The organism is Lamprobacter modestohalophilus, from assembly GCF_016583905.1.
GTDB classification, from domain to species: Bacteria; Pseudomonadota; Gammaproteobacteria; order Chromatiales; family Chromatiaceae; genus Lamprobacter; species Lamprobacter modestohalophilus.
Genome location: NZ_NRRY01000016.1, coordinates 57,429 through 82,009, shown reverse-complemented (window position 1 = coordinate 82,009; position 24,581 = coordinate 57,429). Strand labels below are relative to the sequence as shown.

The 24,581-nt window shown below is 61.5% G+C and carries 19 protein-coding genes; 9 read left to right on the top strand and 10 right to left on the bottom strand.

Annotated features, from left to right (window positions below; genetic code table 11):
• Window positions 1-3 precede the first annotated feature (3 nt).
• Genes CKO42_RS11415 through CKO42_RS11405 form a run of 3 tightly spaced genes read left to right on the top strand, consistent with a single transcriptional unit; the run spans window position 4 to window position 4,053 of the window.
• Window positions 4-1,158 (top strand): hypothetical protein, encoded by a 1,155-nt coding sequence (locus CKO42_RS11415; RefSeq protein ID WP_200243864.1) that lies wholly within the window; start codon window positions 4-6, stop codon window positions 1,156-1,158.
• Between the two features lie 24 nt (window positions 1,159-1,182).
• Window positions 1,183-2,808, top strand: a complete 1,626-nt coding sequence (locus tag CKO42_RS11410; protein ID WP_200243861.1) for an OFA family MFS transporter — start codon at window positions 1,183-1,185, stop codon at window positions 2,806-2,808.
• Window positions 2,809-2,838: 30 nt separating this feature from the next.
• On the top strand, window positions 2,839-4,053 hold the full coding sequence (locus tag CKO42_RS11405; RefSeq protein ID WP_200243857.1) for a dicarboxylate/amino acid:cation symporter: 1,215 nt from the start codon (window positions 2,839-2,841) through the stop codon (window positions 4,051-4,053).
• A 184-nt stretch (window positions 4,054-4,237) separates the two neighbouring features.
• Here the strand turns inward: CKO42_RS11405 and CKO42_RS11400 are convergent, their stop codons facing one another.
• From CKO42_RS11400 to CKO42_RS11385, 4 genes are all read right to left on the bottom strand, one after another.
• On the bottom strand, window positions 4,238-6,517 hold the full coding sequence (locus CKO42_RS11400) for a nitrite reductase (RefSeq protein WP_242479315.1): 2,280 nt from the start codon (window positions 6,515-6,517) through the stop codon (window positions 4,238-4,240).
• Between the two features lie 188 nt (window positions 6,518-6,705).
• The gene (locus tag CKO42_RS11395) at window positions 6,706-7,323 is read right to left on the bottom strand and encodes a cytochrome b/b6 domain-containing protein (RefSeq protein ID WP_200243854.1); all 618 of its coding nucleotides are present in this window, start codon (window positions 7,321-7,323) and stop codon (window positions 6,706-6,708) included.
• Entirely contained in the window at window positions 7,320-8,378 is a 1,059-nt protein-coding gene (locus CKO42_RS11390; protein ID WP_200243851.1) for a cytochrome c3 family protein, read from the bottom strand. Before CKO42_RS11390 ends, CKO42_RS11395 begins: the two co-directional genes overlap by 4 nt.
• Before the next feature lie 142 nt (window positions 8,379-8,520).
• Window positions 8,521-9,873 carry a dihydroorotase gene (locus tag CKO42_RS11385; protein WP_200243850.1) on the bottom strand — a complete coding sequence of 451 codons (1,353 nt, stop codon included), beginning with the start codon at window positions 9,871-9,873 and terminating at the stop codon, window positions 8,521-8,523.
• Window positions 9,874-10,097: 224 nt separating this feature from the next.
• Between CKO42_RS11385 and CKO42_RS11380 the strand changes: the two genes are divergently transcribed.
• From CKO42_RS11380 to CKO42_RS11360, 5 genes are all read left to right on the top strand, one after another.
• On the top strand, window positions 10,098-10,568 hold the full coding sequence (locus tag CKO42_RS11380; RefSeq protein WP_200243848.1) for an outer membrane lipoprotein: 471 nt from the start codon (window positions 10,098-10,100) through the stop codon (window positions 10,566-10,568).
• Between the two features lie 156 nt (window positions 10,569-10,724).
• Window positions 10,725-11,717, top strand: a complete 993-nt coding sequence (gene mnmL / locus CKO42_RS11375) for a tRNA modification radical SAM protein MnmL/YtqA (protein ID WP_200243846.1) — start codon at window positions 10,725-10,727, stop codon at window positions 11,715-11,717.
• Window positions 11,718-11,848: 131 nt separating this feature from the next.
• Window positions 11,849-12,844: a ubiquinone anaerobic biosynthesis protein UbiU gene (gene ubiU, locus CKO42_RS11370; RefSeq protein ID WP_200243845.1), complete on the top strand. Its 996-nt coding sequence runs from the start codon at window positions 11,849-11,851 to the stop codon at window positions 12,842-12,844.
• A 185-nt stretch (window positions 12,845-13,029) separates the two neighbouring features.
• Window positions 13,030-13,965, top strand: coding sequence for a ubiquinone anaerobic biosynthesis protein UbiV (gene ubiV, locus CKO42_RS11365; protein WP_200243844.1), 936 nt, complete (start codon window positions 13,030-13,032; stop codon window positions 13,963-13,965).
• A 371-nt stretch (window positions 13,966-14,336) separates the two neighbouring features.
• Window positions 14,337-15,131 carry a flagellar brake domain-containing protein gene (locus CKO42_RS11360; RefSeq protein WP_200243843.1) on the top strand — a complete coding sequence of 265 codons (795 nt, stop codon included), beginning with the start codon at window positions 14,337-14,339 and terminating at the stop codon, window positions 15,129-15,131.
• Between the two features lie 51 nt (window positions 15,132-15,182).
• On the opposite strand, the gene CKO42_RS11355 is transcribed toward CKO42_RS11360, so the two are convergent.
• The gene (locus CKO42_RS11355; protein WP_200243841.1) at window positions 15,183-16,397 is read right to left on the bottom strand and encodes an HD-GYP domain-containing protein; all 1,215 of its coding nucleotides are present in this window, start codon (window positions 16,395-16,397) and stop codon (window positions 15,183-15,185) included.
• 247 nt (window positions 16,398-16,644) lie between these two features.
• Window positions 16,645-17,790, bottom strand: coding sequence for a hypothetical protein (locus CKO42_RS11350; protein ID WP_200243839.1), 1,146 nt, complete (start codon window positions 17,788-17,790; stop codon window positions 16,645-16,647).
• A 99-nt stretch (window positions 17,791-17,889) separates the two neighbouring features.
• Here CKO42_RS11350 and CKO42_RS11345 point away from each other — a divergent pair, with 99 nt between their 5' ends.
• Window positions 17,890-19,395: a dynamin family protein gene (locus CKO42_RS11345; protein ID WP_242479314.1), complete on the top strand. Its 1,506-nt coding sequence runs from the start codon at window positions 17,890-17,892 to the stop codon at window positions 19,393-19,395.
• A 363-nt stretch (window positions 19,396-19,758) separates the two neighbouring features.
• Here the strand turns inward: CKO42_RS11345 and CKO42_RS11340 are convergent, their stop codons facing one another.
• The 4 genes from CKO42_RS11340 to hybA form a co-directional block, all read right to left on the bottom strand.
• A complete protein-coding gene (locus CKO42_RS11340) occupies window positions 19,759-20,265 on the bottom strand; it encodes a hydrogenase maturation protease (RefSeq protein WP_200243836.1) in 507 nt (168 codons plus the stop codon).
• Between the two features lie 147 nt (window positions 20,266-20,412).
• On the bottom strand, window positions 20,413-22,116 hold the full coding sequence (locus CKO42_RS11335) for a nickel-dependent hydrogenase large subunit (RefSeq protein WP_200243833.1): 1,704 nt from the start codon (window positions 22,114-22,116) through the stop codon (window positions 20,413-20,415).
• A gap of 70 nt (window positions 22,117-22,186) precedes the next feature.
• Window positions 22,187-23,452, bottom strand: coding sequence for a Ni/Fe-hydrogenase cytochrome b subunit (hybB, locus tag CKO42_RS11330; protein ID WP_200243832.1), 1,266 nt, complete (start codon window positions 23,450-23,452; stop codon window positions 22,187-22,189).
• On the bottom strand, window positions 23,449-24,573 hold the full coding sequence (hybA, locus tag CKO42_RS11325) for a hydrogenase 2 operon protein HybA (RefSeq protein ID WP_200243827.1): 1,125 nt from the start codon (window positions 24,571-24,573) through the stop codon (window positions 23,449-23,451). Before hybA ends, hybB begins: the two co-directional genes overlap by 4 nt.
• Between the last annotated feature and the right edge of the window lie 8 nt (window positions 24,574-24,581).

The following is a 24,581-nucleotide window of genomic DNA, read 5'->3' as shown; positions in this document are numbered from 1 at the left end:
GGTTTGGAGCAGTTTGATTTCAGACGACATCATCACCAGCCACGCGCCTTCGATGCCGCACCCGAGCCCCTGAGGCGACGTGTCCTAGGGGTCGATTACCTGCATCTGCGTGGCAAGCAATCGGGTGACCTCTATGTCACCCGCCATGGCTGGCCGGTGTTGGAGTCGATCGTGCCGTCGCAGTGGTTCGTTGGCGATCGGCTGCGCAAGGTCGGTCGCCAGCTCGCCGGGGCGACTGGGGCCGTCTATCGGGTTCCGGTCGCCCATCCGGCGCGCTCATGTTTCGCCTTGGTCGTGAAGTTCAGTCGCTTCGCCCAAGAAGCACTGATCTCGATTCCGCCGAGCGAGCCGCTCGACTGGGCCGAGCGCGACCGCATCGCGGTCAGCGAATTCCTGTCACCGTTCGAGGAATTCGCCAATCTGGAACGCCTGCGCGCCAGTGCCGGCCTGCGCATCCCAACCAAGGCACCGCTGGCGATCTACTCGCCGGCCACCCGCTATCTCGACTGGCAGCTCGGCCGCATCGACCACCGTCGCTGGTGGTACGACCGCGTGCTGGCCGAGGACCAGGCCGCGCAGCCCGAGGGCTCCAGGGTGGCCTACGACTGGGAGCGGATGTACGTGCTGATCTATCGTTGGATGGATGGGATCGATGCCGAGACCGCCGCGCAGCAGGGATATCTGACAGAGACCGAGCTGCGGGATCTCTGCCAAGAGGCTCGCCAAGGCTTGCGCGACCTTGGCTGGGATGTGCTGGATCACAAGGCCCGGCATGTGATCGTGCGCCCTGAGATCGAGGGCGAGTCTGTGGACCTGTCTGCAGCTGCGGCTGCGGCCGAGGCCGAGTCCGGGTCTGCGGCCAATTCAACGGCTGATTGCAAAGGCCAATTCACCGCAACCGCGTCCGAGCCGCCGGTCGATTCCAATAGCCAGATCAAGCCTGAATCCCAGACCGGCTGCAAGCCAGAGCCAGGCCGACTGTGCTGCCGTCATGGTCGCACGCTCTGGGCCTTGGTCGACTATGAGCTCTTGGTGCCCTATCCCGCCTCGACCGTTGAGGGACTCCAAACGCAGCAGAATGCGAGCAGCCCGAGACCGGGACCAGGACCGGAACAGACTCAAGCCACGCTCGATACTTGCGCCAGCCGAAACCCCTAAGCTCATCCCAACAGGAACCGCAGTATGACGAGTCACCATGACGACAAACGCTGGGTCGTCGTCGCTGGCGCCCTGATCATTCAGGTCAGCCTCGGCGCTGTCTACATCTGGAGCGTCTTCCAAACACCCTTGCTGGCGCAGTTTCCGAGCTGGTCTGAGACCCAGATCACCCTCCCAGCTCAGCTCGTCATCGCGGTCTTCGCGTTCGCCGTGATCCTCGGCGGACGCATTCAGGATCGGCTAGGGCCTCGGCTGGTCGGCACCCTCGGCGGGCTGATCCTGGGGCTGGGGCTGATGCTCGCCAGCCTCACCAGCCACTTCTCAGAAGGCGCCGCCCTGGCCTGGCTGGTGGGTACCTATGCCGTGCTCGGCGGCATCGGCATCGGCATGGCCTATGTCTGCCCGGTCGCGACCTGCGTGAAGTGGTACCCAGACAAACGCGGGCTCATCACTGGCCTAGCGGTCGCCGGGTTCGGCGCCGGTGCCTTCTTTTTCGCGCCCTTGGCGCGGGCGCTGATCGGTGGCGGCGACTACGAGCTGTTCGGGATCGCGCTCTTCCCCTTGCCCCAGGCTGGCGTCTTCGACACCTTCATGGTGCTCGGCGTTATCTTCCTGACCGCCGTGGTGCTCGGCGCCCAGCTGTTGCGCAATCCGCCTGAGGGCTATTGTCCAGCAGGCTGGACGCCGCCCAGCGCCGCTAGCGGCTCTGGCAACGGCTTTGGCACTCGCAACGGTTCTGGCACCGGCTTTGGAGTTCGCAATGACGCCAGCGCCGATATCAGCACTAGGACTAACAGGCATCGCGCCGGCGCAACCCCGGCAGATGAGTCGCGTGAGATTCAGGTTAACAGCGGCACTCGCAGCAGACACATCGGCCAACAACCAAACCAGGTCGATTTCACCCCCGGCCAGATGCTGTGCTCCTCGACCTTCTGGCTGTTGTGGCTGACCTACCTGGCCGGTAGCACCGCAGGACTGATGGTGATCATGAAGGCCGCGCCAATCTGGGAGGCCTTCAGCCTGTCCGCGATCACCGAACGACCTGTCCCCTATGAACAGTTCGCCAGCATCGCCTCAGCGGCGGCCATGGCGGTGGCGGTGCTCGCGCTGTTCAATGCCGCCGGGCGTATCCTCTGGGGCCGGGTCTCGGACAGCCTCGGCCGCAAGTCGACCTTGATCCTGATGTTCGTGCTCTGCGGCCTGGTGCTCTTTGGCCTCGACTGGATGCGGACCTATCCGCTGTACCTGCTCGGTGTGTCGCTGATCGCGCTCTGTTTCGGCGGCTTCCTGGCGCTCTATCCGGCGATCACGGCGGACTACTATGGCACCCGACACATTGGCGTCAACTACGGCCTACTGTTCACCGCCTACGGCACCGGTGGCCTGCTCGGCCCGTTCCTTGCCGCAGTGATGTTCAGGAGCGGCGGGGGCGTCGATTACCAGGCGCTGAATGCAACCGGGACGCTGACCACCCGCGTCTTCCAGCTCGGCGAATACGACACCGCCTTCCTCACTGCGGGTATCCTCTGCCTTGCAGCAGCGGCGCTCACCTTAGCGTTGCGCGCCCCCATGGCACAAGACAACCGCAACTCCATCAAAGCCCATGCCAGAGCAGCCTTCGAGCCCCAGTTCGACGCATCCAGGTCTTAATGCCCCGAAGCGCGTGCATCGCAAACCTTGTTGACCTGGCGCACCCTCTACTCGACCCCTGCTGGTCTAGCGCTCGGCGTCCTGCTCGCCCTGCTCTGGCCAGCAGGCGCGGTCTGGGTCGGCTGGCTTGGCGACATCTTCCTGTCGCTGCTGAAGGTGTTGATCCTGCCGCTGATCCTGGTCTCGATCTATGCGGCGCTGGCGCGTGGCGTCGATCTGGCCCGGCTTGGCGGCCGCACGCTCGGCTTCTATCTGCTGACCTCGGCCTTCGCCGCCGTCAGCGGCAGCCTGCTCGGGCTCTGGTTCTCGCGCGGGGTTGCGCCAGGGCTGTTGGACCTGGAGCCGATGGCCAATGGCGGCGAGGTCTTTGGCGCCGGCTTCAGTCTGGAGCAGCTGATCACCAACCTGGTGCCCTCGAATCTGTTCGCCTCGCTGGCCGAGGGCAACATCCTGCACATCGTGGTGCTGGCGATCTTTGCCGCACTTGCCGCGCGCGGACTACAGCCGCAGCCACGGACCCTACTCGCCGATGGCGCCGACGCCTTCAACGCCTTGCTGATGCGAATGCTCGCAGCCTTGCTGGCGCTGGCGCCGATCGGCATCGCGGCGCTGGTCTACGCGAGCCTGGCCGAGATGGACTGGGCCGGGGTGCTGGCCTTACAGCCCTTCGTCTGGGCGGTAGCGCTGGCCGCCGCGCTGCATGCACTGCTGTTCCTGCCTACGCTGCTCTGGCTGGGCAGCGGCCGGCATCCCTGGCGCTTCTTCATTCAGGTTCGGGCGGCGCTGGCGACCGCTTTAGCCACGGCCTCGAGCGCAGCGACCTATCCGGTCTCAAAGCAGACCCTGGAGCAGAACGCCGGCGTCAGCTCAGGCACCACCAGCTTCACGCTGCCACTCGGCGCAACCCTGAACATGGACGGCTCAGCGCTCTATCAGTCCATCCTGCTGATCTTCATGGCGCAGCTCGCCGGCGCCGAGGTCTCGCTCTGGCAGGCGCTGATGATCGTGCTGCTGACCATGGCATCGAGTGCTGGCACCGCCGGCATCCCCGGTGGCGGCATTGCGATGATGGCCTTCATGCTGGATCTGCTGGGTCTGCCGCAGACCTACCTGGCGCTTTATCTGGTCGTCGATCGCTTCTTTGATTATCCGATCACGGCTCTGAATGTCTGGGGCGATCTCGTCGTCGCTGCGCTCGTTGATCAGCCAAACGCTCCTGCATCGCGCGCGCAGCTCGGTTCCTAACGATCATGGCGCGGCATCATGGCGCGGCGCCAGCCCGGACAATGAATCGCCTGAGATTCACGTTAAGCCATCAAAGAGAGCATGGGCAAACGAATTGCCGGTCTCGGCAGCGCCCTTGCACCGACCGAGGCAGCAGCGCTCGGGAGACCGAAGCGCCGCTGCAAGTGACACAGCGAGTCGGCTGCTAGGGCTCAATCTCCTCGATGATGTCCATCGAGGACAATTCGGCTACCCGCTCCGGTGGATAACCAAGCGCAGCGTAGTCGAGGATGCCGTCGGGCTGGTGGCAGGCCTTGCAGTCGTGGCCCTTGCGCTGGATGCCGTGATTGACCATCAGCGTGCCCATCTGGCGCATCCAGTGCGGCTCGACCTGCGGCCCGAGCTGCTTATCCTCGGTCAGCGGGTAGATGGTCTTCCAGCCATCGACGCCGAAGTACGCCATGAACTCATCCATCATGTAGAGCTTGAACGGCTCTTGGTACATGCGCAGCACGATCGGGTCTTGGATCGCCTTCGCCACCGAGGCGCGGGTGTCGCCGGTCTCGTAGTAGGTGGCGTAATCGAACGGCAAGATCATCGCGCCGAACGGCCCCTGGTTGTTCATGTCCTCGTACATCATGGCGTTGAAGGGCTTGAACGGATAGATGCGGCTCTCGCCGTCTTCCATCGCTGTCTTCAGGTTCTCGGCCACCATCTTGCGGCGTTTCTCGAGCATCTCAGGGGTCAGCTGCGAGAGCGGATCAGTGGCCATCTCGACGTAACGGTCAACATCGATATCGGGATACTGCTGCTTCAGTTCCTCGGCCCTAGCGCGAACGGCGGCGATCACGTCCGGGTTATCGATGCGCGCGATCTGCTCCATCAGCGGGTTGTAGCTGCCATCGCCTTCGGGGTTGCTGCCAAGCGCATTGGCCAGGAAGGTGCCGTTGCCGTTGAACCAGAGGTACATCAGCCCTTCACCCGGCTTGCCGGAGCGGAAAATATCGGTGGGCGTCCAGATGCCTTCCTCAGCATCCCAGGTCGGGTGCACCCAATCGCGCAGGACCACATTATTGTCTTCGAGCTTCGGGATGTGGCAGGTCTCACAGGCCAGCCGGGTGACATGGCCATTGAGCAACGCGCGATGCTCCGAGACGTTATGCGGGGCCTCGGAATGGCAGCTCTCGCAGCTCACCTCTTTGTGCGGCAGATCGCTCGCAACCAGGTCCACGCCCTTGCGGCCACGCGGGATCTTGTGACCCTCCGGTACATGGCAATCGGTGCACTTGATGCCAGCGGCAGCATGGGCATCGGCCTCGGGGCTAAACGGGTTACCGCGCTTGGCGCCGGTATGGAGCAAGCGCTGATGCTTGTCGCCGAGGTGCTTGGCGGCAACATTATGGATATAGGCGTCACCACCCATGTTGTGCTGATGGCAGTTGAGGCAGTTCTGATTCGCGGCACGTCCAACCGTTAAGGCCGCGCGCATGCTGCGATCCTGATTCCAGCGCAAGCCCTTCTTGTCCTGGATCACGTAGCGCTGATTCATGTCGTACTCGGCCGCATGGCAGATCAGACAGTCGATGCCCTCTTTGGCCATATCAGGCACGTCGCCGACCGGCATCATCTTCTCGGTGGCTGGATGATAGTTACCACCGATGTGGCACTGGCCGCAGCCCTCGCTGCGAAGAACAACGCCATCGGCGACACCCTCACTCACCCCATGGCCCTCGGCACCCGGATCATCGATCGCGAGCGCGATGCCCTCAGCGGTCGGCGGGTCGGTCGACAGCGGTGAGCTTTGGGCCTCACCCTCGAGACCCTGCTTGGGACCAAGCTCGGGTCGACTGGCAACCAGCGCAGCCCAGCCAGTCCAGGAAAAGCTGCCTGGAATACCGCAGGCGCGGTTGATCTTGCCGACCGGGATCTTGCGTGAGCCTTCAGCGTTGACCTGTCGGCCGTCGTAGCCATAGGTCGAGAAGGCGCCGCCCTCAGCCGTCTGGAACTTGAAATGCACCGTATTGACGATGTCATCCAAAGTATCCACCGTCGTCACACTGCCGTCTCCGTGGGTGACGTCGATGGTGGCATGGCACTCGAGACAGGTTTCCGGCCCCTTATACTCAAGGATGCCGGCCTCGCGGAAGTACTGGATGTGCGGATAGCCGCTTTCCTCGATGAAGGACGGGGTGTTCATCAGGATGTCCATCTTGACCTCACGGGCGAACGCATCCCGATCCTCGGTCACCGTCGCCTCGGCACGCTCACGACGCACTTGCTCGGTCAGCTCAAGCGCCAGTTGGTCAAACTCGGGCTCGGTGAGTCTTTGCGTATCATAGGTCAGTGGGGCGTTCTTCACGCCAGTGTAGGCGTCAAAAAAGAGCGGGTAGACCACCTTGTAGAGCACCGCCGGCACCAGTATCACGGCGAGCACGATGGCCAGGCGGCGACGCGTCTTGGTTGCGAAAAGGGAGCGGATGTTCATGGCGTTAAGTCTCGAAGAACGCGTTACAAATGACAGGGCTTTAACCGAAACCAGCGGCTTTAGCTGCCGCTTGGCACTGCACCAGCAGGCTGACCGTGAAACACGCGCCTCATCGTCTGGAGTGGCGACGCGGTATGTTCGTTAGACAAGCCCTTGCGGCGATGTTGCAATGCGAGTCACCGCAACCTTCAACCACCCGACTCCTCCTTGTGCCAGCCGGTCACCATCGCCTTGAGGTTGGTCGTCGGCGTCTCCCCGGTAGTAATGATGTAGGTATGCACGACTAGGAACAGCGCTAGCATCCAGGCCACGACCAGGTGGACCATCGCGATAATCCAGACGGTGCCAATGCCAAACAGGGTCTCTGGCAGGGAGGTCGAGAACAGGAAGGCCCAACCGCTGAGGATCAAGATCGGCATCAGCCCATACATCACCCCGACATAGCTCAGGGTCTGCAAGGCATTGAGCTTGTGATCGGCGCTCACATGGAACGGATGTGGCGCACCGACAAAGATCCCGTACAGGTAGTAACGCGTCTGCGCGATCAGATCGCGGGGGAGCGTGCGCAGATTGATCAAATAGTGTTTGCCATTGCCCCCCCAGAGATTTCCGGCCAAGAACACCAGCCAGGAGACGGTAAGCAAGACGCCGCAGGTGTTGTGGACAGGCACTGCCAGATCGAACGGAATCAGCCAATTCAGGCTGAAGTGCATGCTGACACCGGTCAGCAGCAAGGTGACGAACAGGAGTGCGTTCAGCCAATGCCAGAGCCGCAGCCAAACGGGATAGAGGTAGAGCGCGCTCATTTCGAGTCCTCCTGCCGACGGCGAATGTAATAACGGCCAAGGCCGTGCGCAGCGACGCCGAGGATCATCAGCAGGATCACCGTCAGGCCAATCCGATCCATCCAAGGGTTGCGCGTCATGCCGACGATATAAGCGTCGTTATAAATCGCCTGAGAAAAAAATCCATCCTGCTCTCGCGCCTGCTCCGCGCGGTAATTGTAAAGCTGGCTGAGCAGTGCTGAGCCTTTGCTATGACACTCAACGCAGAGCCGATTGCTGTCTTCCGCAGCCAGCACGTTGTGTGATGGCCGCTCCGGGATACGCCCTTCGAGCGGGGTATGGCAATCGAGGCAGCGCACCGAGCCCCAGTGGGCCTGCGGTCGCGGCAGCCACTCATGGCCCTTGGGCACCGGCGTTAACAGCTCGGTATGGCAATCCAGGCAGGTGTTATTGGTCTCCGCCACCACATCGACGACCGACTCTCCTGCGCGGGCTGGATGAAAGGTATGCGGGTTGTGACAGGAGAAGCAGGAAAATGCCTCCACGCCCTCGGTGACGTGAACGCTCTTGTCGTACTCGTGCTTGAGTCCGATCAGGTTGGGCGCGCCATCGTCCTGCCGGCCTTCATGGCAGTCGACGCAATTCAGGGCCTCGTCGGCACTGCTGCTGCGATGGGGGTAGTGCGAAAAACCGCGGTCATGACAGTCGCTACAGGCGAGCTCGGAGTGTACCGAGTGGCTGTAGGCATCGCGATCGATCGACAGGTTGACGATCTTGCCGGTCTCGCGGTCGCGATAGGCCATGTTCTCCATCCAGTGGCAGCGCATGCAATCTTGGCTATCCTCCTTGAGCAAGCCCTGCTCCTTAGGCATCGGCGCTGAACTGGCTAGGGCGGCGGCAGGGTCAGCCGTGTTGGGAGCGACTGTGTCGGACGGGTTCGCCCAGGCAGAACCAGTCAGCACCAGCAGTGCCAGGAGGAATGCCTGCGTCAACGTCTGACGGCGCGCAGCTTGGCGCGGCCCGATCGCTAGGCGTTGGGTTCCAGGACGTGAGTCAGGCTGCGGATGGGAGAACATGCATGGTGCCTCTCTGCAATAGAGACCATCGGATCGAAGGCGATCACCACCTTAAACGCCGGCAGCACCGGCGGTGAATGATCCGAGGCAATAAAGGAACCGTATTTCAGTGGTTGCTAATCGAGATGCCCGCAGACGACGCTCAGCGCACCCCACGAAAGCGCAGCCGCTGACCACGCAACTGATCGTTAACCTGCCCGCCCTGCTCGCGAAGCTCAAACGCCACCTCGCCATTGACCAGTGTCATGATCACGCGCGAGCGGAACCGCCGGCCCTCGAACGGCGACCAACCACATTTGGCCAGCACTTGCTCGCGCTCCACCTGATAGGGGGCGTCGAGATCGATTAGAGCCAGATCCGCCCAGTAGCCCTCGCGCAGATAGCCGCGCTCCTCGACCCCGTAGCACTCGGCGACCGCATGGCTGGTCTTGGCCACTGCCTGCTCTAGCGTCAGCCGGCCGGCGTGTACATGCTCCAGCAGCGAGGGCAGCGCATCTTGCACCAGCGGCAGCCCGGCTGGCGCATTGAAGTAGCTTTGGCCCTTTTCATCGAGCGTATGCGGCGCATGATCGGTCGCGACCACGTCGATCCGATCCTCGGCCAAGGCCCTGAGCAGAGCCTCGCGATCCTCTGGGCGCTTGATGGCCGGATTGCATTTGATCAGCGCGCCCTTCTCGGCGTAGTCCCGCTCATCGAAGTAGAGATGATGGACACAGGCCTCGGCCGTGATGCGCTTGCCAGCGATCGGCCCAGGGCTAAACTGCGCCAGCTCCTTGGCAGTGGTCAGATGCAGCACATGCAGGCGGGCATCATGGCGCTGCGCGAGCTCGATCGCGAGCGACGAAGACTTGTAGCAGGCCGCCTCAGAGCGGATCAGCGGGTGCGCCTCGATCGGCACCTCCTCGCCGTAACGCTCACGGTACTCGGCCTCCTTAGCGAGGATCATCGGCGTGTCCTCGCAGTGCGTCGCAATCAGCAGCGGGCTATCACGGAAGATCGCGTCAAGCGTGGCCTCATCATCGACCAGCATATTCCCGGTCGAGGCCCCCATGAAGATCTTGACCCCACAGCTCTGCGCCACCTGCACCGAACGGATGGCCTCAAGGTTGTCGTTGCTGGCGCCCAAATAAAAGCTATAGTTGGCACGTGAAACCTCAGCAGCGCGGGCATGCTTGGCCTCCAATGCCTCAAGGCTCAGCGTCGGCGGCTTCGAGTTCGGCATCTCCATGAAGCTGGTAATGCCGCCCGCCACCGCGGCACGGGACTCACTGGTGAAATCCGCCTTATGGGTTAGCCCGGGCTCGCGGAAGTGGACTTGATCGTCGATCATGCCAGGAATCAGCAAGCGACCTTTCGCATCGAACACCTGATCGGCCTCGTGCGACTGCAGGTTCGAACCGATGGCATCGATACGGCCTTCACGGACCAAGATGTCGGCTTCGAACCGACGGCCCTCGTTGACACAATCGGCATTGGTAATGAGCAGGCTGGACATAGTGGCCTCTTTAGTTCGCAGGCGGGTTTGCCGGTTCGTTGAAGCGCGCGCCTCTGGTAAGCTCCACGCGCTAAGTCTAGACCGGCTGTGAAGCAAGGGATCGAGCAGAACAGCATTGAAGAATGTCACAGGCGGGCGTCGAAGGGTACAAACCTAGCCCCAGACACCCATGTCAATCAGAGCACCATCCCAAACCGACCTACTTGACGATGAGGATACAAGCCATGACGAGACATGTTTACACCGCCGTGGTCGCCCTGACGGCGTTGACCATCGTCACGCTGCTCAGCGGCTGCCCGGCCAGCATGTCCGCCTCCTCCTATACCCGTGATCAAGCACGCAGCGCACAGAATGTCGAATTCGGTACCGTGCAGGCAGTGCGCGAGGTACAGATCGAGGGCACGAAGAGCGGTGTCGGCACTCTCGCTGGCGGCGCCATCGGCGGCGTGCTCGGCAACGAGGTCGGCGCCGGAACCGGCCGCACACTCGCGACCATTGGTGGCGGCCTCGCCGGCGCCGTCGCCGGCTCGGCCATCGAGGAAGGCGTCACGCGACAGCGCGGCCTGGAGATCACCGTGAGGCTCGACAACGGCCGGACGATGGCCGTCACCCAAGCCGCCGACGAGTCTTTCGTCGCTGGCGATCGCGTCCGCGTGTTATTCGATCGCTTTGGGACGGCTCGGGTCGTACGCTGACCGGTGCGTCTGACGATCAGAGCACGTCACCACCGTGGACAATGACGCGCTTGTTTGGCTGTAACCTGGTTGACATGACTCAATGTCAACCAGCGAGACTTTTGCGAAGGTTTAAGGCTTTCTGCGATTAATTAACAAGCACGCTCATACCCGGTTATGACCTTAGCAGATCGAGTCAACACCTTCGGCGTCGATCTGGTCCGCCGCTACGGGCGCCGGGTGCATAAGCTGGCGATTCACGCCGGCTTCACCTGCCCGAACCGCGATGGCAGCAAAGGTCGAGGCGGCTGCAGCTTCTGCAACAACGTCTCGTTCAGCCCGAATGCCAACAGCCCAACCAGCAGCGCTGCCAAGCCTTCCACCCCTGAGCTGAGCGTCGCCGAGCAGATCGAGGCCGGCCGACAGGTGCTGCGAAAACGCACCGGCGCTGAGCGCTTTTTCGCCTACTTTCAGGCCTACACCAACACCTACGACGACATCGCCCGCCTGAGCGCCCTCTATCAGCAGGCGCTCGATGAGCCAGATGTCATCGGCCTCTCGGTTGGCACCCGGCCGGATTGCGTACCCGATGCGGTGCTCGATCTGCTCGCTAGCTATCGCGCAGAGGGCTACGAGATCTGGCTTGAGCTCGGCCTGCAGTCGGCCTTCGACAGCACCCTGACGCGCGTCAATCGCGGCCACAGCTTCGCCGACTATCGGCGCACGGTGCGCGCGGCTCGGCTGCGCGGCATCCCGGTCTGCACACACCTGATTATTGGCCTGCCCGGTGAGGGCCGCGATGCCGCGCTGGAGACGCTCGAGCGCGTCATCGCACTCGGGACCGACGGGCTGAAACTGCATCCGCTGCATGTGGTCCGAAATACCCTGCTAGCGCATCAGTGGCGCCGTGGCGGCTACCAGCCACTGGCGATGGACGACTATATCGAGATCGCCGCTGATCTCATCGAGCGCACCCCCGACGACGTCCTCTATCACCGCGTCACCGGCACCGCGCAACGCGAGATCCTGCTGGCGCCCGAATGGTGCTCGAAGAAGTGGGTGGTGCTCAACGGCATCGAGCATGCGCTGCGCCGTCGCGGCACCTGTCAGGGGGCTTTGACATCGGAGCAATCGAGTCTCCGGTCATCAGCGATCAACCGCGTCGCCTGAGCCCACGCCCGCAATGCCATGATGCATCGCTACACGGGAGATGACGCAGCCGATCCACGGTCAGGTTGATACCGCAACGCAGCCCGGAAGACGAAGCACCTGTTTCACGCTAACCACGAGTAACCCAGACGATGGAATTGGTTTGTCCGGCCGGCAATCTGCCGGCATTAAAGGCGGCCGTCGACAACGGCGCGAACGCGGTCTACATCGGCTTTCGCGACGACACCAACGCTCGCCATTTCGCCGGCCTCAACTTCGCCCCGAACAAGATGGTCGAGGGCATTCGCTATGCGCGCGGCAAGGGCGTGCGCGTGTTTATCGCGCTCAACACCTATCCGCGACCAGACGGCTTCGGGCGCTTCGAACAGGCGGTCGATAAGGCCGCCGAGCTTGGTGTCGATGCGCTCATCGCCGCTGACATCGGCGTGCTCGACTATGCCAGCCGCACCCATCCGGCGCTCAATCTGCATCTCTCCGTGCAAGGCTCGGCCACCAACTACGAGGCGCTGCGCTTCTACCATGAGCACTTCGGCATCCGCCGCGCGGTGCTGCCACGGGTGCTCTCGATCAGCCAGGTCAAGCACGTCATCGACCAAAGCCCGGTCGACATCGAGGTCTTCGCCTTCGGCAGCCTCTGCGTGATGGTCGAGGGGCGCTGCATCTTGTCGTCCTATGCCACCGGCCGCTCGCCGAACACCTATGGCGCCTGCTCGCCAGCCAGCCATGTCGAATGGATCGAGACCGACGCTGGACTCGACACCCGTCTCGGCGGGGTGCTGATCCAACGCCATCCGAAGGGCGAGAACGTCGGCTATCCGACCCTCTGCAAGGGCACCTTCAACACCGATGGCCAGATCGATCATGCGATCGAAGACCCGGTCAGCCTGAACGCGATGGAACTGCTGCCAGAGATGAAAGCCGCCGGCGTCAAGGCGGTAAAGATCGAGGGTCGGCAACGCAGCCCGGTCTATGTCGCGCAGGTCACCAAGATCTGGCGCGAGGCGCTCGATAGCTTTGAACGCAACCCGAGCAGCTTCGCCCCCAAGCCCGAGTGGACTGCCGCGCTTGGCAAGGTCTCCGAAGGCGCCCAGACCACGCTTGGCCCCTATCACCGGCCTTGGCAATGAGTCGCCCGATCGGTGCGACTAGACATTGGCCATGCAAGCCTTAGCGTCCAGCACCAGCACCGGCGGCAACCAAGCGATCGACGCAAACGATCGGCCCAAGCCAAACCAAGCGCTTCAGTCAGCTGCGCGGCCATTCTGATCAAACCGCCGCATAGCCTAGCCGGAAGGCCCAGAAACAGGTAACGATGAACAATCCACAGCCCCCAATCGCCGCTGCACAGAGCGGCCATCGCCCACGCCTCTCGCTCGGGCCGATCACTTACTACTGGCCAAAGGAGCAGGTCGACGCCTTCTATGCGATGGTGGCCGAAGCGCCGGTCGATATCGTCTATCTCGGCGAGACCATCTGCTCGAAGCGCAATCAGGTCCGCCACGAGGACTGGCTGGCGATCGCCGAGCGCCTCACCGAGCATGGCAAAGAGGTCGTGCTCTCGACCCTGACCCTGCTCGAGGCCGAATCCGAGCTCAAGCGCCTGCGCACAATCTGCGAGCAGACACAGTTCATGGTCGAGGCCAACGACATGGGCGCCGTGCATCTGCTCGCCAGCCGACCGTTCGCGATCGGCCCCAGCGTCAATTGCTACAACGATCGCACCCTCGGCGTACTCGCCAAGCAGGGCCTCAAACGTTGGGCGCTGCCGGTCGAGCTGACCCGCGAGACCCTCGAGCAGATGCAGCGCGCCAAGCCCGCTGACGTCGAGACCGAGGTCATGGCCTATGGCCGTCTCCCCCTCGCCTACTCCGCGCGCTGCTTCACCGCACGGCACAAGCACCTACCCAAGGACGACTGCCGCGATGTCTGCATGGAATACCCGGACGGCTTGGTGGTCAACACCCAGGACGATCAGCAGTTCCTGGTGCTGAATGGCATCCAGACCCAATCCGCGCACACGGTCAATCTGCTCGCCGAACTGCCGGCGATGCGCGCGCTTGGCGTCGACATCTTACGCATCAGCCCGCAATCGCAGCAGATGGACCAGGTGATCGAGCTGTTCCACCAAGCGCTGAGTGACGCGGTCGATCCCGCTGAGGCCAGCAGCCAGCTCAATGCGCTGATGCCGGTTGGCCCCTGCGATGGCTACTGGCACGGAGAGGCCGGGATGGTGGCGACGGTGGCGTGATACCGGCGTTGGCAAGGCTGCAAGCCGAGCAAGGCACCCAGTCTCAGGTCACGATGCAAGTAGACAATCTCATCTTAGCGGCGTTCAAGGCGCGCGCCAACGCTCTGAAGCGCTTTGCTCGCGCCACATCTACCAACGCCAATCGAATCTAAGGAACCGTCGCCCGGGTCGTCTTCGGCGCAAGCTTCCAGAGACAACCCGATGTCTCCATTGCTGCTTGGATCTTATTCTCTGTGCAAACCGAACGCTTGCGATAAACTTGACATCGATCGGCTCGATAGTGGACTCTTCCGCGCCATTCAATCCAACTGGCGCGCACCTACAGCCAACATCGCTGCGCTGATTGGCCATCTTGCTGGATAAGGCCAGGCATGCCAAAAACGCTTTCCCCCGAGCTCTTCATTCCTGGAACACAGGTCGTCGTCGAGCGCCGAAACGGCGTCAATCAGCGCAAGGCGGTTGCCCGCATCGTCGGCGCTCATCCGCCGCGATACTTATTGCTCGACGAGCCCTTGGTCGGCCAACAACGGCTGTTGGAGCCCGACGACAAGAGTTGCATCATCCGCTTCCTGCAGGATGGACACGCCTTTGGCTTCAGGTCGCAGATCATCTTGCACTCACGCGACCCGTTTCCGATGCTGATCGTCTCTTATCCTCAGGATTTCCAGGATGTCGCCGTGCGCGATGAGGCGCGCATCGGCTGCGGTATACCGGCTCGCCTCGCGCGCTCCGAGAGTGAGTGTCCGCCTTGCGAAGATCGGTCAGCCTCGCAAGAGAAGCTCCCCGCAGCCCCGCTGTCAGTCACGGTGCTGGATCTGAGCACCAGCGGCTGTCAGATCGCCATCCCAATCCTAGACCCGGAGGACGACCCGGATACTGGACTCTCTGAGCATGTGCGCTCGATACCAGCAAAGCAGCGCGCCGATTATGCCATCGCCCGGGTGCAGGCGATGTGCCCGCGCAATGCTCGACTGCAGATGGATTTGGAGCTTCCGCCGCCTTGGCCCGAACACTTCGAGAAGGTGATCTGCCAAGTGCAATGGGCCAAGACGCTTCAGGGATATTTCCTGATCGGTGGCCGTTTCGTGGCACATCCACCCCAGTTCATCGAGACCATCGGTAAGCTCATCGAGCATCAGATCAAGTACTTCACCCAGCCGTTCTAACGAACATAGCGTCTGGTCCGTAGGCGCCAGGCTGACAGCTAGCCCAACGCTCTACCGCAGCACATACTCCGGGCGTAGACCCCAATCGGCAGGATCTTCCGCATCGATAATGCGATCTTGTCCATAGGCCGTGGGACGGGAAAGATCGATGTCTTGCGGCATCAGACGTTGGTGCTTATTGATATCGAACACCAAACGGACGACAGGCTTTAACAGCTGTTCGCGCCCAGTCTCGACCACCACCGCGAGGCGCTGACTCTCGAGCCGGACCAGGGTGCCAATCGGGTAGATGCCAACGCAACGAATGAATTGCTGAATCAGGGCACGATCGAATTGCTGCGGGCTTGACTGTAGGAGACTTCGCAGCGCCTCGTTTGGCGGCATGGCCTCGTGATAGACACGCCGGGTTGTCAGCGCGTCATAGACGTCAACAATCGCCGCCATCTGACCGAAACGCGAGATCGATGCGCCTGACTTCGCCTTTGGATAACCACTTCCATCGATGCGCTCATGGTGCTCGACAACAATATCAAGTGCGGTCGCTGAGATGCCCGAGGTCTGTGCCAAGATCTCATGGCCGAGATCAACGTGGCTGCGCATCACCTCAAACTCGGCCGGGGTTAGCTTGCTGGGCTTGTTCAGGATGTCTTCCGGAATCTGACTCTTGCCCACATCATGCAGCAACGCGCCTAAGCCAATCTCCTCAATCAGCGACGGCTCTAGCCCAAGCGAGCGCGCGAAAGCAATCATCAAGACGGCGACATTGATTGAGTGCTCGAAGGTGTAGCGATCAACCGAACGAATGCGATGGAGGCCGATGAGGGCATCTTGGTTTCGCACGATCGAAGCGACGGCTTGACCGATCACCTCACGAGCGGGATCGAGCTCGAGCTGACGGCCGAGGCGGGCATCCTCCATCACCCGCTCTGCCACCTGGTTGGCCTCGCTGAGTATCCGCCGCGCCCGAGCACGCTCTTCGGCGAGGCTTGATGCGCGAAACGCCGGTGGCCGCTGCCGCGCGGCCGCTTCCAATGCTGGCCTCAGATCCTGAGCCACCTCACTTACGCTAGGAGCGCTCGGTGCATCCCTGCCTAGATCGGTGTCAATCTCGATCTCATTAACGCCGAGCTCACGGATGCGCCTGATCTGGTCATCGCTATCCAACCAGAAACGGTTGCGCAGAAAGGGGTGATCGGTCCAGTCGCAGTTCAGGCTATGCACATACATGCCGAAGCGAAGCTGCTCGACTGGAATACGTTTAATCAAGGCGACTCTCTCCCTTTGCCTCAAGCTGCGCGTTGCAAGACCGCACCGCGGCGCAACCTACGCCGACAGCGCCGTCCGGCGCGGTCACAGACCGGCTTTTTATGACAACATCGGTCTATATTGCAATGCGGGACTTATGTCAACGCGGGAACCCAGCCGCACATCAGAACCAACGCTACGCATCACGTTGACCGAGCGTTTTTTCAAGGCTCATCGCCCCGCACTCCAGCAGGGCGGAGTGCAGCCATTAGACGCTAAGATCGATCTGCTGCGTGGTCCCGACCGTATCGTCGGTACTCAGGTAGAGACCGGTCGAGCGCACCGCACCGAGGTCCGCGTTTTGGTGCCCCTTCAGCTCAAACGGCGTCGCGATGCTGGATGTGGAAACGCCCGCAACCCCAGCTTCCTCGAGCGTCATGAGCTTGCCATCACCGCCAGCCTCTGGCAACCAGAGGTAGAGTTGATCGGTAGCGGCGTCGGCAGAATCGATCCAGCCGTTACCATCATCATCAAGCGCCTTGAGGTCGGCGTAGCCATCACCACTCAGCGCGCCAAACAGCTCGGAGCCATCGTTCACACGACCGTCGCCGTTGCGATCGTAGACCAGATAGCCGCTGCCATTGGCCAGCAGCGGCAGCGACTCTAAGTCACCGTCGGCATCGAGATCGAACTCGAAGCGTTGATCACGCAGTTGCGCGGATTGTCCAGGGAAATTGATCACGATCGGATCTTCGCGCTGAGCCGCTGCTCCTATCTGAATTTCGAACCGGCTTTCTTCGCGATACGAACGCTGCATGCCAAGCTCAACGGCGAAGCGGATGTTCTTACCGTCCGCGGTACGGATCACGCCCTCGGCGGAGAAGTGCATCGACTCATGTTCTTCGAGGCTATGGGTGCGCTCATAGTAGAGTGAGAAATCAGACTGCCGGCCGCGCGGGGCAGCCTCCGTAGCAGTCGACATGGCATTCGGCTCAGCAGCGCTAGACTCCACTCCTTTCTCGGACTCACATTGAGCAGGCTGGCAGTCCTTGCTATCGATCAGCCGTATCCGCTTCCCGGTGAGATACTCCACCAGCGCGATCAGCAGCTGGTTACCCGGGTCTTTGCGAGCCTCCTCGGCCGCGGATTCGATCGCATCAGCGGTTGCGTGGCCTTTGCCGGCAGCGTTTTCAATCTCGCCGGACGCTTGCTCGGCAGCCGCCAGGGCGCGTCCTTGTCCAGAGAGCACAACCGCCGAGACAGCGGCCCCAGGTCTTGGCCCGGCTCGGTTCTGCCCGGCTTCGCTCGGGATGGAGCGAGCGCGCCCATTGATCTCAAGGCGCTCGGTCGAGGTCTCGACCCGGCTGTAGCGATGGGAGGAAGCCAAGCTCAATTCGCTGCTGACAACGTTCATGATGACCTCAGGGCGCAAAAGGCGAGAAAACCGTTCTTTAACTCGGTATATCGGTCTCCGGACAGAAAAGTTTAGCGTTGGCCGTGAAGCCAGCTCGACTTGCACGCACAGGGTCGCTTAAATTACCCATCCCTCATCGAGCAGACGAAAAGGGGACGTCCTTTGAAACACCTGATGGAAGAATTCGCGAACCGGATCCGCAACTACTACCAGGACCCTCTCGACCCGCTGGCAGAACAGTTCCTGTTCCGACGTCCGCCCACTGTCGGTGAGCTGCGTCGGCCGACGCAGGTCTTGCTCTTGGGCAATCACTCCTCGGGGAAGTCCACATTTGTGAACCATCTTCTGGGCGACGACGTGCAGAAGACTGGGGTTGCTCCCACGGATGACGGGTTCACGATCATCACCCATGGCGCGACCGCGACCGAGCGCGATGGACCTGCTGTCGTGAGCAATCCGGACTTGCCCTATGAGGGGCTCCGGCACTTTGGGGACCAATTGGTCTCGCATGTGCGGCTGAAGCTGCGTCCCGCTGAGCTGTTGCAAACGGTGACGCTGATCGACAGCCCGGGCATGATCGATGAGGCCAAAGCCGAGAACGGGCGTGGTTTCGACTTCCCCGGTGTGGTGCGTTGGTTTGCCGAACGCGCCGACCTTGTGTTGGTCTTCTTTGATCCGGATAAGCCTGGGACGACGGGCGAAACACTTCAAGTCTTCCGCGAGTCCTTGGCCGGCATCGACCATAAGATGTTGATCATCTTGAACAAGGTGGATCAGTTCCAGAGCTTGCACGACTTCGCGCGGGCCTATGGGGCGCTCTGCTGGAACCTCGGAAAGGTGATCCCGCGCAAGGACTTGCCGATGATCTATAACATCTTCGTGCCGCTGGCCGACAAGCCGAGGTCGCGCCTGCCGATGGAGGACTTCGAGAAGGCGCGCAACGACCTGATCGGTGAGCTACGCCGTGCACCGACTCGGCGCATGGACAACCAGATCACCCAGCTCCAGGCCTATGCTGGGCGGCTCCAGCTGCACGCGATGGTGATCGACAAGGCTGCCGACAGGTTCAAATCGATCCGCGCTCGCTGGCGAGGTTTTTGGTTGCTGCTCTTCGGTGGACTGGGCGCTGCCGCCGTTGGCACGGGCATGGTTGTGGCATTGCCAGTGATTGCAGTGGTCGCAGTCCTGGTTTTTGTTTTCATCGAGTACCTGATTCTCCCGCGGAGCAAACGGCGTCTGATCGCTCGCTTCGACCAGATCTTTGAAAAGCTCCACGATCGAGAGCTGCTGTTGCGCGACCGGGCGGAGGACTTGCGCATGATGTGGGAAGAGGTCAGCCCCCGCGCTCGCGAGATTGCTGAAAAGAGCGGCCTCCAGTCGTTCAAGAAGATGAGCTGGCACGACCGCGAGCTTCTTGAGGAGCTGACGAGCACGCTGATCCCGCAGCTTCGGAGCAAACTCTACGACGCCATGCGTGATAACGAGGCGCCTGCACCCGCCCTGGAGCAGGATCGTCCGGCGATGTCGCCTACATCAGAGCCGCCCCGTCCGCGATTGGTCAAAGGTGACAGGGCCGGGACACCTAAACGTAAAACGTTCTTCTGACCGGCAATACGCGGGGACCATGTGTCCTGAACTGTGTCGAAGGCATGGTTCAGACTTTTCTTGGCCGATTGCGGACTTCTATGGGTCAAGATGACCTCGATATGGCAGGATTGGGTGCGGGAGCGGCCTGCGCCGCGTGCGGCGTGGAGGTGGTCAGGGCAGACGCCGCCGCTCGCGTTGAAAGGTCGCTCCCACAGTTCGTGTTCGTCAGCTCGTCTCTCCCGTGAAACAGTCGTCTCATCTTCCAGAATGGCACCGCACCATCCCGGCAGATGAATCGCGTGAGATTCACGTTAACATAATGCACGTCACACCAGCAGATTCAGTGGCTTACGCGAGCTGCACCGTCATTCTGATTGAGCATCAGGCCGCTGACGCCGTTAGCAGCGCTGGAGCCAGTGCCGGACTTCGGCGGCTTTCGATACCCCATTCGGCCAAGACGCCAACAGCGGTCTCGATGATCTCAGGCATGCGCCGACGCAAGCAGTCCGAAAGCGCCAGCTCCATCTCTAAACGCTCAGGCACGATGCCGATGAGGACGATCTCCGACGGCGCGTAATCGAGCAGCTCGGCCAGCGCCAAAAGATCGGCGATGCCAAGATGATGCAGCGAGACCTTCTCGGTCAATGCCGTCCTGATCTCCTGATTACGAATCACCCGAATGGTCCCGGGGGCCGCATCCGAGGCCAAGGCATCGATCAACAGCAAACGACGCTGATCCTTGAGCAACGGCAAGAGATCCAACCCAGACGTACCGCCATCGACCAACTCCACCGCAGGCTGAAAGCCATACTCGGCCTCCAACCGCCGCATCGCATGTACCCCGACACCCTCATCGCCCAGGATCAGGTTACCCAACCCAATGAGCATTGCGCTCGCCGGCTCAGGCTCGCTGATCGGGCCAGCGCTATAGCGAGCTCGATCCGGTGCAGCGGCAGATAACAATTCTGAATCAATCACAGTCTCAATCTCCGAAGCACAGATCACCTGAACCCGGCCATGCATCGCAAGCGATCATTACGCGGTATTCACCCGCACCACCGTCTGCCGCTCGTTATCATGCAGATGCACCGCACAAGCCAGACAAGGATCGAACGAGTGCACCGTCCGCAAGACCTCCAACGGCCGGTCTTCCTCCAACACCGGATTATCGATCAGCGACGCCTCATAAGGTCCACGCGCATCATCCTGATTACGCGGTCCAGCATTCCAGGTTGAGGGCACCACCGCCTGGTAGTTCTTGATCTTGCCGTCCTCGATCACGATCCAATGCGACAGGATGCCGCGCGGCGCCTCATGGAAGCCGAAGCCCATCTGCTCGCCCTTGGGGAACACCGGCTTGTTGAAGCTGGTGTAATCACCGGAGGCGATGTTTGCGATCAGCGCGTCATAGTTCTCCTGCATCATGTCGTAGAGCACCTGGGTGCGCACACAGCGCGCCGCATGCCGCCCCAGCGTCGAATGCAGTACCGAAAGCGGCACCTCGGAGCCAGTGATCGCACCAATCCGATCCATCGCCATCTTCAGATACCTCTTAGTCGGCTCATGCCCGGCCGCAACGCCGGCTAGCACATTCGCCAGAGGCCCGACCTGCGCCGGCTGATCCAAGAAGGTCGGCGCCTTGACCCAAGAGTAGGCACCGTTTTCATTGAAATCGGTGTATTCCGGCTCGGTCTCCTCCTCATAAGGCGTGCGCGTCCAGTCGCCTTGATACCAGCTGTGCTTGATGCTCTCCTTGACGTTCTTCTCGAAGTAGGGATCACCGAAGTGGGTGATCTCATGGAACTGCGACAGATCCGCATTCGGGATATAGCCACCGGGCATCCCGAACTCGGTCCCCTTGCCATCGCGCGGGAAGTCCGGCGCCGACAGATAATTGGTCACCCCCTGACCATAGGGCAGCCAGTCGGCATAGAGCGCAGCGATCGCCGTCACATCGGGCAGATAGACCTCGCGCACGAAACCGCCCAGCTCATCCATCAGCGTCTTCACATAGGCCAGACGCTCCATGTTCAAGGCCGACTGGTTGTCCGGGTTGATCGCATTGGCGACGCCGCCGACTGCCAGGTTCTGAACGTGAGGCGTCTTGGCGCCAAGCACCGCCGTGATCTGGTTCGAGCGCCGCTGATAGTCGAGCGCCTCTAGATAATGCGCGGTCGCCATCAGATTGGCCTCGGGCGGCAGGATCATCGCCTTATGGCCCCAATAGCCATGCGAGAAGATGCCGAGCTGACCACTATTGATGAACTTCTTCACCCGCTCCTGCACATTAGCGAAGTGCTGGGCGTTATTGTTCGGCCAATTCGAGATCGACTGCGCCAGCTTCTCGGTCGCCTTAGGATCAGCCTTCAAGGCCGAAGGCACATCGACCCAATCCAATGCCGATAGATGATAGAAATGGACGATATGATCATGGATGCCGTGTGAGGCCATGATCAGATTGCGGATCAATTGCGCGTTGAGCGGGATCTCCAGATCCAGCGCATTCTCCACCGCCCGCAACGAGACGATGGCATGCACGGTGGTGCAAACCCCGCAGATGCGTTGGGTGTAAAGCCAAGCATCCCGCGGATCACGCCCGCGCAGGATGGTCTCGATGCCACGCCACATCTGGCCGCTGGACCAAGCGTCGACGACCTTGCCGTCTTTGATGTCGCAGTCGATGCGTAGGTGACCTTCAATGCGGGTCACCGGGTCGACGGTTATTCTGTTTGTGCTCACTGTTTTCGTTCTCCAGCCGGTGGGCGGCGCGGGCGATCAACCAGCCCGTCGCCGCCGAATGAGGTCGTGATTAAGCCGAGGTCACTGCGCGTGGCGGAAAGCCGCCCTCGCCTCGCGTCTGGCCACTCAATCGGTCTGACGCTGTCGCTGTAGGTCGCTTCCCTGACGACGCGCCTGAGAGTCCAACAGCCGATCCAGACTCCCCAAGACCGACCATCATCACCGGCGTCATCTTGACGAAGAACAGGTAGGCCATGATCTCGAAGGCAACGATGCCAATGGTGATCATCATCTCGCCCACGGCCGGGAAGTAGTGCCAACCCGGACCTGGGTCGAACGCGATCATGAAGGCGTCGAAACGATACAACGCACCGCCCAGCAAGACCGCCAGCGAGGTCCAGAACAGCACCGTCGGACGCACCCGTTGCTTCTCATCGCGCAGATTACGGATGACATAGACGAACAACGCCACTTCGAGCATGAACAGCAGCGGTTCAGAACCCCCTCTGAATAGAAACAGGATGTCACCACTGATGACGCTCTCACCGATCCGCAACACCAGATAGACGATCAACAACCAAGGGATCACCGCACTGATCTTCGAGAGCAATGGCGTCTCTAGCGGTCGGCGCAGATTGACCGAGGCATAGAGCGACTCGAACACCACGATCGCATAGCCCATGGTGATGGCCGTGAGCAGGAACAGCAGCGGGATGATGTTGGTCTGCCAGAGTGGGTGCACCTTATCGCCGGCAATGATCAGCAGCGATCCCAGCGAAGACTGATGCATGGTTGGCAGCAGGATGCCGAGACCAATCGCTATGAACAGGAAATGCCGCAGATTGCGCAGCCAACGCTTCGCCTGCATCGCCTCCAGAATGGTCGGCGAGAACTCGATCCAGAGCACGACGGTGTAGAGCGTCACGCAGAGCGCGACCTCCAGCATCACCGAGTTCAGGTTCATGTACTGGGGCAGGAACACGTTATAGAGCTGCCACCAGCGGCCGACATCGACGATGATCGAGGCACCGGCCAAGGTGTATCCGAAAACGCTAGTCAGCAGCGCGGCGCGGATCATCGGATGGAACTGGCCGCGATTGAACACATACACCATCAACGCCATCGCATAGCCGCCGCAGGCGATCGCGGTGCCAGTCACGACGTCATAGGTGATCCAGATGCCCCAGGGGAATCCATCACTGAGGTTCGACACCGCGCCGATACCGAAGATGAAGCGCTTGGCGATGAACCAAGCCGCGATCAGCAGCAGCAGGCCGAGGAAGTAGAAGTGCGGGGTCAGCAGACGCCCGCCGATGGGCCGGAAGCGCTCGCTCATAACCGCCTGCCCTCCTTCGACTGTGCTTGGGCTTTCGGCTGTTTCGCCTTGGCCGTGCTCGCGCCTGCGTCAGGCTCGTCTCCCATCTCGTTGTCGGCACGCGCACGCTCGTCACGGGTATTGCGATAGGCCGCGAAAACCAGGCCACCGAGCAATAGGGCCGGAGCGACCATGCCGTCGTAAAGCGTATGTTGGATGGTCTCGGACAGTCGCGCCCGCGACTGATCACTGAGCTTTGGCAGGCCAAGCTCTTCGAACGGCACATCGGCCATCAGCATGTACTGGGTACCGCCGGTCTCGGTCTCGCCGTAAATGCGTGGGGTGTACTGCGCAACCGTCGCAACCTTGGTGTCGTCACGATCCAGCGAATGGATCGGATACTCGATGCGCGAGCCAGGCTCCGCAGCAAGTCGCCGGTGGCCCTCTTCGCGCAGCTCGGCAACAGGACCAAACAGACTCGCGCCCGTCGGACAGGCTTCGCAGCAGGCCGGAATGCCCCCAGCCTCGACGAGATCGGTGCACATCTGGCACTTGACGATCTTCGGGAAGGTCTTGTCGAACTCGAACTTCGGGATATTGAACGGGCAAGCCACCTGGCAGTACCGGCAGCCAATGCAGGCGTCCGGGTTGTACTGCACGATCCCGGTTATCGGGTTCTTGGTCAGCGCACTGACCGGGCAAGCCGAGACACAGTCCGGGTCAACACAGTGCATGCAGGCACGCTTGACGAAGCTCACCGCATCCGCCTTGGGACCACCGACCGTTGGCTCCGCCAGCACGGCATCAGCACGGCTCGCCTCGACGGCCTGCAGACCCGGATAGGCCTTAATCTTATTCATGGTACGACTGTTCAGGTCGTCCCCAGCGTCCCAGACGCCTTCGACGCCATAGGCTTGACCCAACGCCGGATTCTCAACCGGTGGCAGATCATTAACCTCTTTGCAGGCGACTTCACAGGCCTTGCAGCCGATGCACTGGGTGGCATCGTAGAGGATGCCGACTGCACCTGGCGCCAACTCCTTAGCTGGCCGCGCGACCGCCGGCCCCATCACCGAGCCCGCACCAAGACTGACGGCTCCAACCGCCAGACCCTTCAAGAAATTGCGACGATCAATACTCATTGCCCTGA

What these genes read in the sequence shown, in the direction of transcription:
- CKO42_RS11410 (WP_200243861.1), top strand. Translation starts at nt 1,183, where the DNA reads ATGACGAGTCACCATGACGACAAACGCTGGGTCGTCGTCGCTGGCGCC.
- CKO42_RS11400 (WP_242479315.1), bottom strand. Translation starts at nt 6,517, where the DNA reads ATGAACATCCGCTCCCTTTTCGCAACCAAGACGCGTCGCCGCCTGGCC.
- CKO42_RS11395 (WP_200243854.1), bottom strand. Translation starts at nt 7,323, where the DNA reads ATGAGCGCGCTCTACCTCTATCCCGTTTGGCTGCGGCTCTGGCATTGG.
- CKO42_RS11390 (WP_200243851.1), bottom strand. Translation starts at nt 8,378, where the DNA reads ATGTTCTCCCATCCGCAGCCTGACTCACGTCCTGGAACCCAACGCCTA.
- CKO42_RS11385 (WP_200243850.1), bottom strand. Translation starts at nt 9,873, where the DNA reads ATGTCCAGCCTGCTCATTACCAATGCCGATTGTGTCAACGAGGGCCGT.
- CKO42_RS11380 (WP_200243848.1), top strand. Translation starts at nt 10,098, where the DNA reads ATGACGAGACATGTTTACACCGCCGTGGTCGCCCTGACGGCGTTGACC.
- mnmL (WP_200243846.1), top strand. Translation starts at nt 10,725, where the DNA reads ATGACCTTAGCAGATCGAGTCAACACCTTCGGCGTCGATCTGGTCCGC.
- ubiU (WP_200243845.1), top strand. Translation starts at nt 11,849, where the DNA reads ATGGAATTGGTTTGTCCGGCCGGCAATCTGCCGGCATTAAAGGCGGCC.
- ubiV (WP_200243844.1), top strand. Translation starts at nt 13,030, where the DNA reads ATGAACAATCCACAGCCCCCAATCGCCGCTGCACAGAGCGGCCATCGC.
- CKO42_RS11360 (WP_200243843.1), top strand. Translation starts at nt 14,337, where the DNA reads ATGCCAAAAACGCTTTCCCCCGAGCTCTTCATTCCTGGAACACAGGTC.
- CKO42_RS11350 (WP_200243839.1), bottom strand. Translation starts at nt 17,790, where the DNA reads ATGAACGTTGTCAGCAGCGAATTGAGCTTGGCTTCCTCCCATCGCTAC.
- CKO42_RS11340 (WP_200243836.1), bottom strand. Translation starts at nt 20,265, where the DNA reads ATGCTCATTGGGTTGGGTAACCTGATCCTGGGCGATGAGGGTGTCGGG.
- hybB (WP_200243832.1), bottom strand. Translation starts at nt 23,452, where the DNA reads ATGAGCGAGCGCTTCCGGCCCATCGGCGGGCGTCTGCTGACCCCGCAC.
- hybA (WP_200243827.1), bottom strand. Translation starts at nt 24,573, where the DNA reads ATGAGTATTGATCGTCGCAATTTCTTGAAGGGTCTGGCGGTTGGAGCC.